Annotated in this window: 5 protein-coding genes and 1 pseudogene; 4 read left to right on the top strand and 2 right to left on the bottom strand. The window is 64.0% G+C overall.

The window, feature by feature from the left end; translation table 11 throughout:
- Positions 1-118: pseudogene (locus PMI38_RS27890) on the bottom strand (Pr6Pr family membrane protein); the annotation flags it as partial.
- 1 nt (position 119) lies between these two features.
- Positions 120-341 carry a VF530 family DNA-binding protein gene (locus tag PMI38_RS11515; protein ID WP_008093990.1) on the bottom strand — a complete coding sequence of 74 codons (222 nt, stop codon included), beginning with the start codon at positions 339-341 and terminating at the stop codon, positions 120-122.
- A gap of 169 nt (positions 342-510) precedes the next feature.
- On the opposite strand from PMI38_RS11515, the gene PMI38_RS11510 reads away from it, so the two are divergent.
- From PMI38_RS11510 to lon, 4 genes are all read left to right on the top strand, one after another.
- The gene (locus tag PMI38_RS11510; protein WP_008093988.1) at positions 511-2,550 is read left to right on the top strand and encodes a TonB-dependent receptor; all 2,040 of its coding nucleotides are present in this window, start codon (positions 511-513) and stop codon (positions 2,548-2,550) included.
- Positions 2,551-2,894: 344 nt separating this feature from the next.
- On the top strand, positions 2,895-4,229 hold the full coding sequence (locus PMI38_RS11505) for a carbohydrate porin (protein WP_008093986.1): 1,335 nt from the start codon (positions 2,895-2,897) through the stop codon (positions 4,227-4,229).
- A 28-nt stretch (positions 4,230-4,257) separates the two neighbouring features.
- Positions 4,258-6,669 carry a glucose/quinate/shikimate family membrane-bound PQQ-dependent dehydrogenase gene (locus PMI38_RS11500; RefSeq protein ID WP_008093984.1) on the top strand — a complete coding sequence of 804 codons (2,412 nt, stop codon included), beginning with the start codon at positions 4,258-4,260 and terminating at the stop codon, positions 6,667-6,669.
- 228 nt (positions 6,670-6,897) lie between these two features.
- Positions 6,898-9,318: an endopeptidase La gene (lon, locus tag PMI38_RS11495; RefSeq protein ID WP_008093982.1), complete on the top strand. Its 2,421-nt coding sequence runs from the start codon at positions 6,898-6,900 to the stop codon at positions 9,316-9,318.
- Positions 9,319-9,390 lie beyond the last annotated feature (72 nt).

Here is a 9,390-nt window from a genome sequence, read left to right as displayed (position 1 = left end):
CCCCGCCGATGAGGCTGGCCTGTTCCTGCCAGCGCGCCAGCAGCACCAGGTAGACCTGCACCGTGAGACCCAGCCAGCCCAGCACGGCCACCAAGGTCAAGCAGGGATGTCGCGGCATATCAGGCCTGGCGCTGCAGCTTCACGTAAAGCTGCTCGACCTTCTCCCGCGCCCAGGGTGTCTTGCGCAGGAAGGTCAGGCTCGACTTGATGGTCGGGTTGCTCTTGAAGCAGCGCACATCCACACGCTCGGCCAAACCCTGCCATTGGTAGTGCGCCACCAGCTCGGTGAGGATCTGTTCGAGGGTCTTGCCGTGCAGCGCGTTGTGTTGGGCCGTGCTCATGCCAGTGCTCCAGCGTTGAAAAAAGATGCGCACCTTACACGAGTGTAGTGGTGGGTGGGATCTGGAGTGCTCCGCGAAAAAGGCTGGCCAGGGGCAAAAGCTCTGTGCTGAAATAGTGATGTTATATTGTAACAACACAAAAGCCTCTGCCAAGGAACGTCACAGCCCCATGCTGCACATCCCGCTACGCCTCTCCCCTCTCTCGGTCGCGCTGTTGTTTGCCGCCTCGCCCACCCAGGCCGTTGAACTCGAACCCCAGGTCATCACCGCCAATCCCTTGGGCACTCAGCAGCTGGCCGCCCCCAGCAGCGTGCTCGCCGGTGACGACCTGCTGCAGCAGCAACACGGCAGCCTCGGTGAAACTTTGAACAAGCAGCCCGGGGTCGCTTCCACCTGGTTCGGTCCAGGCGCCAGTCGCCCGGTCATCCGTGGCCTGGACGGCGATCGCATCCGCATCCTGCGTAACGGCGTTGGCGCGTTGGATGCCTCGTCGCTGTCCTACGATCACGCCGTCCCCCTGGACCCGGTTACCGTCGAGCGCGTGGAAATCGTTCGCGGCCCTGCCGCCCTGCTGTACGGGGGCAATGCCATTGGCGGCGTGGTCAACACCTTCGACAACCGGATCCCCGACGCGCCGGTGGAGGGCATTCACGGTGCGGGCGAATTGCGCTACGGCGGCGCCGACACCACCCGCAGCAGCGCCGGCAAACTGGAGGCCGGCGACGGCACCTTCGCCCTGCACCTGGACGCCAACAGCCGCCAGTTCAACGACCTGCGCATACCCGGTTATGCACGCAGCTCGAGCGCGCGCAGCGCCGACGAACCGGGCAGCAAGCATCGCCTGGAAAACAGCGACGGTCGCCAGGATGGCGGTGCGATCGGCGGCGCCTACCACTGGGACCATGGCTATACCGGCCTGTCCTACAGCCGCTACGACAGCAACTATGGCTCGGTCGCCGAACCCGGCGTGCGCCTGGACATGCAGCAGGACCACTACGGTTTTGCCTCCGAGCTGCGTGACCTGGACGGCCCGTTCAGCTCGGTCAAGGTCGATGCCGGCTACACCGACTACCAGCACCGCGAGATCGAGAGCGGCGAGGTACACACCACCTTCAAGAACAAAGGCTACGAGGCACGCATCGAAGCCCGCCACCAACCGCTCGGCCCACTCGAAGGCGTGCTCGGCGCCCAGGTCAGCCGCAACGAATTCTCGGCCCTCGGTGAGGAAGCCTTCGTTCCGCACACCGACACCGACAGCCTGGCGCTGTTCATGCTGGAGCAATGGCAGGCCAGCGAACGCCTGAACCTGAGCCTTGGCGCCCGGCTGGAACATACCCGCGTGGACCCGGATGCCAAAGGCAACGAGAACTTCGCCGATGCCGATAGCGCCAGCAGTTTCAACGCCTACAGCCTGTCTTCGGGGGCCGTGTACCAGCTCGACCCGATCTGGTCGCTGGCTGCCAACCTCGCCTACACCGAACGGGCGCCGACCTTCTACGAGCTGTACGCCAACGGCGCCCACGTCGCCACCGGGGCGTTCGAGGTCGGCGATGCCAACCTGGACAAGGAAAAGGCCATCTCCGCCGACCTGGCCCTGCGCTTCGACAACGCTACGCACAAAGGCAGCGTCGGGGTCTTCTATAGCCACTTTCGCAACTACATCGGGCTGATCGGTACCGGCAATCTGCGCCAAGGGCACGACCATGACCATGGCGACGAGGATCACGACCACGACCACGGCGACTTGCCCGAATACCAGTATCAAGGCGTGCGGGCGCGGTTCTATGGCATCGAGGCCCAGGACCGCTGGCAACTGCTGGAGAACCGTCATGGCAGCTTTGCGCTTGAGCTGTCTGGCGATTACACCCGGGCGAAGAACCTCGACAGCGGCGAGCCGTTGCCGCGCATCGCGCCGCTGCGGTTGAACAGTGGCCTGGTCTGGGAGCTGGAACGCTGGCAGGCACGGGTCGATGTTCAGCATGCCGCCTCGCAGCACCGTGCGCCGGCCAATGAGACCAGCACCGATGGCTATACCACGCTGGGGGCGAGCGTGGGTTATCGCTTCGACATCGGTCAGAGCCAGTGGCTGGCCTTCGTGCGGGGCGAGAACCTGACGGACCAGACCGTGCGTTATGCCAGTTCGATCCTGCGGGATATTGCGCCGGCGCCTGGGCGTAGTGTTGAAGTTGGGCTGCGTACTGCCTTCTGATTGCCCAGGGAAACTTTGTGGGAGCGGGCTTGCCCCGCGAAGAGGCCGGCCCAGGCAACAAAGCCGCCTGGCACGGGCTTTGCCCGTGTTCGCGGGGCAAGCCCGCTCCCACAAGCCCTCGCAAAGCCATTGAATTTTGACTACGGCAGGGGTATTCACTGGACTGTTACCACTTCGGTAATAATCAACTGCGACAATTTGTCTTTTTTTCTTACAATTTCCCCTATATCCTCCCGCCGCAAGCTGAAACGCTTCACTTAGATCATCTTGTCGCCATATCCATTGAAGGCCCAGCCTTCGATGCGCTTGCCGTTTTTTCAATAATCAGAAGATAGCGCTACCTCATGCTCCAACTGCCCAAACCCTGTTACATCGGCCTTGCCCTCGGTGCCCTGGCGACTCCCGCCAGCGCCAGTGAACCGTTCGCCAGCGATTCCCCCTGGATGCTGGGCGACTGGGGCGGCACCCGCAGCGAACTGCTGGAACAAGGCTACGACTTCACCCTCGGCTACACCGGCGAAATGGGCAGCAACCTGCACGGCGGCTACGACCATGACCGCACCGCGCGCTACAGCGACCAGTTCACCTTCGCCAGCCTCCTGGACCTGGAAAAGATCCTCGGCTGGCAAGACACCGAAGTGCAGCTGACGATCACCGAACGGCACGGCGACAACATCAGCAACGACCGCATCAACGACCCGCGCGTCGGCGGTTTCACCTCCGCCCAGGAAGTCTGGGGTCGGGGCGAAACCTGGCGGCTGACGCAGATGTGGATCAAGCAGAAGTACTTCGACGGCGCCCTGGACGTGAAATTCGGCCGTTTCGGCGAAGGCGAGGACTTCAACAGCTTCCCCTGCGACTTCCAGAACCTGGCCTTCTGCGGCTCGCAGGTGGGCAACTGGGCCGGCAGCGTCTGGTACAACTGGCCGGTCAGCCAGTGGGCCCTGCGGGTACGCTACAACCTCGATGACACGCTGTACGCCCAGGTCGGCGTATACGAGCAGAACCCCTCCAACCTCGAGTCAGGCAACGGGTTCAAGCTCAGCGGCAGCGGCACCCAGGGCGCCGTGATGCCGATCGAACTGGTCTGGAGCCCGACGGTCAATGGCCTGAAAGGGGAATATCGCGCCGGCTACTACTACAGTAATGCCAAGGCTCAGGATGTGCTGAACGACAGCAACGGCCAGCCGGCCGCCATCAGTGGCGACGCCTACCGCAGCAGTTCGAGCAAGCACGGCCTATGGATCGGGGCCCAGCAGCAAGTCACTTCGCTGGCATCCGACCGATCGCGTGGCCTGAGCCTGTTCGCCAACGCCACGGTGCACGACAAGAAGACCAATGCCATCGACAACTATGTTCAGGCAGGACTGCTATTCAAGGGCCCCTTCGACGCCCGCGCCAAGGACGACATCGGCTTCGCCCTCGCCCGCGTGCACGTCAATCCCGCCTACCGCAAGAACGCCCGCCTGGCCAACCAGGCCGCCGGGCTCGACGACTACGACGATCCGGGTTACCTGCCGGTGCAGGACACCGAATACAGCGCCGAACTCTATTACGGCATTCACCTGGCCGACTGGCTCACCGTGCGCCCGAACCTGCAGTACATCCGCCATCCGGGCGGGGTGTCGCAGGTCGACGACGCCGTGGTCGGCGGCCTGAAGATCCAGAGCACGTTCTAACAATTTTCAACCTAACGGAGAACATACGATGAGCACTGACGGTGCCAAGAATGGAAGCCGCTGGCTACCGCGCCTGATGGGCGTGCTGCTGTTGCTGATGGGCCTGGCCCTGCTGGCGGGCGGAATAAAGCTGAGCCAGGTCGGCGGGTCGCTTTACTACCTGCTCGCCGGCATCGGCTTTGCCCTGTCGGGCATCCTGCTGCTGGCCCAGCGCCGCATCGCCCTGGGCCTGTACGGCCTGGTACTGCTGGGCAGTACCGTATGGGCATTTCTGGAAGTGGGCCTGGACTGGTGGCAACTGGTGCCGCGCCTGGCTATCTGGTTCGCCATCGGTGTGGTCCTGCTGCTGCCGTGGGCACGTCGCCCGTTGACCGGCCCGGCCAATACGGCCAACACTGCGCTGCTCAGCGTGGCGGTACTGGCCTCCGGCGCCTGCGCGCTGGGCAGCCAGTTCACCCACCCAGGCGAAGTGTTCGGTGAGCTCGGCCGCGACAACAGTGAAATGGGCAGCGCCGCGCCGGCCATGCCTGACGGCGACTGGCAGGCCTATGGCCGCACCGAGCATGGCGACCGTTACTCGCCCCTGCGCCAGATCACCCCACAGAACGCCTACCGCCTCGAAGAGGCCTGGCGTATTCGCACGGGCGACCTGCCGAACGACAACGACCCGGTCGAACTGACCAACGAGAACACGCCGCTGAAAGCCAACGGCATGCTCTATGCCTGCACCGCCCACAGCAAGGTGCTGGCGCTGGACCCGGATACCGGCGCCGAGATCTGGCGCTTCGATCCGCAGATCAAGACCCCTGTAGGCACCTTCAAGGGCTTTGCCCACATGACCTGCCGCGGGGTCTCGTACTATGACGAGAATGCCTACGTCAGCCGTGATGGCAGCCCGGCACCGAAAGTCTCCGACGCAGGCCAAGTGGTGGCCCAGGCATGCCCGCGTCGTCTTTACCTGCCAACCGCCGACGCCCGCCTGATCGCCATCAATGCCGACAACGGCAAGGTCTGCGAAGGTTTCGCCAACCAGGGCGCAATCGACCTGACCACAGGCATCGGCCCGTTCACCGCCGGCGGCTACTACTCCACCTCCCCGGTGGCGGTCACCCGCAGCCTGGTGATCATCGGTGGCCACGTCACCGACAACGAGTCGACCAACGAACCGTCCGGCGTGATCCGCGCCTACGACGTGCACGATGGCCGCCTGGTGTGGAACTGGGACAGCAACAACCCGGACGACACCAAGCCACTGGCCCCAGGCAAGACCTACAGCCGCAACTCGGCCAACATGTGGTCGCTGGCCAGCGTCGATGAAGACCTCGGCATGGTCTACCTGCCACTGGGCAACCAGACCCCCGACCAGTACGGCGCTGACCGTACCCCAGGTGCCGAGAAGTACAGCGCTGGCGTGGTCGCCCTGGACCTGGCCACCGGCAAGGCGCGCTGGAACTACCAGTTCACCCACCACGACCTGTGGGACATGGACGTCGGCAGCCAGCCAACCCTGGTGCACCTGAAGACCAAGGACGACATCAAGCCGGCGATCATCGTGCCGACCAAGCAGGGCAGCCTGTACGTGCTCGACCGCCGCGACGGCACGCCGATCGTGCCGATTCGCGAGATCCCGGTGCCACAGGGCGCCGTCAAAGGTGACCACACTGCGCCGACCCAGGCTCGTTCCGACCTCAACCTGCTCGGCCCTGAGCTGACCGAACAGGCCATGTGGGGCGCCACTCCGTTCGACCAGATGCTGTGCCGCATCCAGTTCCGCGAGCTGCGCTATGAAGGCCAGTACACGCCGCCGTCCGAACAAGGTTCGCTGGTCTACCCAGGCAACGTCGGCGTGTTCAACTGGGGCAGCGTCTCGGTCGACCCGGTGCGTCAGTTGCTGTTCACCTCGCCCAACTACATGGCCTTCGTGTCGAAAATGGTACCGCGCGAGCAGGTTGCCGCCGGCAGCAAGCGCGAAAGCGAGACCAGTGGCGTACAGCCGAACACCGGTGCACCTTACGCGGTGACCATGCACCCGTTCATGTCGCCCCTGGGCGTACCGTGCCAGGCGCCGGCCTGGGGCTACGTGGCGGCCATCGACCTGTTCACCAACAAGGTCGTGTGGAAGCGCAAGAACGGCACCACCCGTGACAGCACCCCGGTGCCGATCGGCCTGCCGGTGGGCGTGCCAAGCATGGGCGGCTCGATCGTCACCGCCGGTGGCGTCGGGTTCCTCAGCGGCACCCTCGACCAGTACCTGCGCGCCTATGACGTGAACAATGGCAAGGAGCTGTGGAAGTCGCGCCTGCCAGCGGGTGGCCAGGCCACGCCGATGACCTACAGCGGCAAGGACGGCAAGCAGTATGTGCTGATCGTCGCGGGCGGCCACGGCTCGCTGGGTACCCGGATGGGCGATTACATCATCGCTTACAAATTGGCTGAGTAATCTTCGGCTGCGGCGGTGAGCTTACCGCCGCTATCGCCGGCAAGCCGGCGCCCACAGGTACTCCACAGGCCTTGAAAGCAGTGGGGTCTCTGTGGGAGCCGGCTTGCCGGCGATGAGGCCGGTAAAGACTACTGAAGATGAAACCCCTCCCCTGCTCCCTTCGTCTACCATTGAAACCCTTCCCCCCGCGCCCCATCTAAGCACCATAGTCATTCACGCAGGTGCCCCATGAGCAACCAGCAGGATTTCCCGCAACCACCCGACGCCCACAGCGAAGCCGAACACCTCGATACACAGGCCGAACCCGGCCACGCCCTCGCCCTGCCCGGCCAGCAGCTGCCGGACAAGGTCTACGTGATTCCGATCCACAATCGCCCGTTCTTCCCGGCCCAGGTGCTGCCGGTGATCGTCAACGAAGAACCGTGGGCCGAAACCCTCGACCTGGTGGCCAAGACCCCGCACCACTCGCTGGCGCTGTTCTTCATGGACACCCCACCGGAAGACCATCGCCACTTCGACACCTCGGCCCTGCCGCAGTACGGCACCCTGGTCAAGGTTCACCACGCCAGCCGCGAGAATGGCAAGCTGCAGTTCGTCGCCCAGGGCCTGACCCGGGTGCGCATCCGCACCTGGCTCAAACACCATCGCCCGCCGTACCTGGTAGAGGTCGAGTACCCGCACCAGCCGGCCGAGCCGACCGACGAGGTCAAGGCCTATGGCATGGCCCTGATCAATGCGATCAAGGAGCTGCTGCCGCTCAACCCGCTGTACAGCGAAGAGCTGAAGAACTACCTCAACCGCTTCAGCCCCAACGACCCGTCACCGCTGACCGACTTCGCCGCAGCACTCACCTCGGCGACCGGCAACCAGCTGCAGGAAGTGCTCGATTGCGTGCCCATGCTCAAGCGCATGGAGAAAGTCCTGCCGATGCTGCGCAAGGAAGTCGAGGTCGCACGCCTGCAGAACGAGATCTCCGCCGAGGTCAATCGACAGATTGGCGAGCACCAGCGTGAGTTCTTCCTCAAGGAGCAGCTCAAGGTCATCCAGCAGGAGCTGGGCCTGACCAAGGACGACCGCAGCGCCGACCTCGAACAGTTCGAGCAGCGCCTGCAGGGCAAGACCCTGCCGGACCAGGCCAGGAAACGTATCGACGACGAGATGGGCAAACTGGCCATCCTCGAAACCGGCTCGCCCGAATACGCCGTCACCCGCAACTACCTGGATTGGGCCACCGCCCTGCCTTGGGGCGTGTACGGCAAGGACAAGCTCGACCTCAAGCATGCCCGCAAGGTGCTCGACCAGCACCATGCCGGCCTCGACGACATCAAGGAACGCATCCTCGAATTCCTCGCCGTGGGCGCCTGGAAAGGTGAGATCAGCGGTTCCATCGTCCTGCTGGTAGGCCCGCCCGGGGTGGGCAAGACCAGCATCGGCAAGTCCATCGCCGAATCCCTCGGCCGGCCGTTCTACCGCTTCAGTGTCGGCGGCATGCGCGACGAGGCGGAGATCAAGGGCCACCGCCGTACCTACATCGGGGCTCAACCCGGCAAGCTGGTGCAGGCATTGAAAGATGTCGAGGTGATGAACCCGGTGATCATGCTCGATGAAATCGACAAGATGGGCCAGAGCTACCAGGGCGACCCGGCGTCGGCGCTGCTGGAAACCCTCGACCCCGAGCAGAACGTCGACTTCCTCGACCACTACCTGGACCTGCGCCTGGACCTGTCCAAGGTCCTGTTCGTGTGCACCGCCAACACCCTGGACTCGATCCCCGGCCCGCTGCTTGACCGTATGGAAGTGATCCGCCTGTCGGGCTACATCACCGAAGAAAAGCTGGCCATCGCCAAGCGCCACCTGTGGCCCAAGCAACTGGACAAGGCCGGTGTGGCCAAGACCAGCCTGAGCATCAGCGACAGCGCCCTGCGCACGGTGATCGAGGGCTATGCCCGCGAGGCCGGCGTGCGGCAACTGGAAAAGCAGTTGGGCAAGCTGGTGCGCAAGGCTGTGGTCAAGCTGCTGGAAAACCCGGATGCCAAGCTCAAGATCGGCAACAAGGATCTCGAATCCGCCTTGGGCATGCCGGTGTTCCGCAGCGAGCAAGTGCTGGCCGGCAAGGGTGTCATCACGGGCCTGGCCTGGACCAGCATGGGTGGCGCTACCCTGCCGATCGAAGCGACGCGCATCCACACCCTGAACCGTGGCTTCAAGCTCACTGGCAAGCTCGGTGACGTGATGAAGGAGTCCGCCGAGATCGCCTACAGCTACGTCAGCTCCAACCTCCAGCAGTTTGGCGGTGACCCAGGTTTCTTCAATGAAGCCTTCATTCACCTGCACGTACCCGAAGGTGCCACGCCCAAGGACGGCCCAAGTGCCGGTATCACCATGGCCAGTGCCCTGTTGTCGCTGGCCCGCGACCAGCCGCCGAAAAAAGGCGTGGCGATGACCGGCGAACTGACGCTCACCGGCCAGGTGCTGCCGATTGGTGGCGTGCGCGAGAAGGTGATTGCGGCGCGACGGCAGAAGATTTTCGAGCTGATCCTGCCCGAGCCTAACCGCGGTGATTTCGAGGAGCTACCCGACTATCTGCGTGAAGGGCTGACCGTACACTTCGCCAAACGCTTTGCCGACGTGGCGAAAGTGCTGTTCTGATCTGCACAGGGCCCCATCGCCGGCAAGCCGGCTCCCACAGGGGTTGGAGAGATCCCGGTGGGAGCCGGCTTG

Source organism: Pseudomonas sp. GM84 (assembly GCF_000282535.1).
In the GTDB taxonomy this organism is placed as follows: domain Bacteria; phylum Pseudomonadota; class Gammaproteobacteria; order Pseudomonadales; family Pseudomonadaceae; genus Aquipseudomonas.
The sequence above is the reverse complement of the archived record's forward strand: the minus strand, read 5'-3'. Positions and strand labels throughout refer to the sequence as shown.